This is a genomic window from Corallococcus sicarius (assembly GCF_003611735.1).
Classification (GTDB): domain Bacteria; phylum Myxococcota; class Myxococcia; order Myxococcales; family Myxococcaceae; genus Corallococcus; species Corallococcus sicarius.
The window spans coordinates 1-413 of sequence record NZ_RAWG01000775.1; the positions used below are offsets into that span (position 1 = coordinate 1).

Here is a 413-nt window from a genome sequence, read left to right on the forward strand (position 1 = left end):
CGTTGACCGAAGGGCGCCCCTCATTCGATCGGGCCATTGGCCTCAATGGATTTTCCGACATGGACGTCTTGCGCTTGGCGGCCAGTCTGGACCAAGGTAGTGAGCACCCCTTGGCCGCTGCGATCGTGGCGCAAGCGCGCGAACAGGGGCTCGCGCTCGAGCGGCCGGAAGATTTTGAAACCGCGTCAGGGATCGGCGTGAGAGGACACGTCGCTGGGCGAAGCCTGGCGCTCGGCAACACCTCGCTGATGCAGGCGCACGCGGTTGCTGTCGATGCCGCCTCCACCGAGGCAGACGCCATGCGAGCCCGAGGCGCCAGTGTGATGTACCTGGCGGTCGATGGGGTCCTTGCTGGCCTGCTGTCGGTTTCCGATCGCGTGAAGACGACAACACCGCAGGCCCTGACCCAACTC

At 65.4% G+C, this 413-nt stretch carries 1 pseudogene; it reads left to right on the forward strand.

Features of this window, described 5'->3' with window-relative positions:
• Positions 1 to 59 precede the first annotated feature (59 nt).
• Positions 60 to 413: pseudogene (locus D7X12_RS45790) on the forward strand (copper-transporting ATPase); the annotation flags it as partial.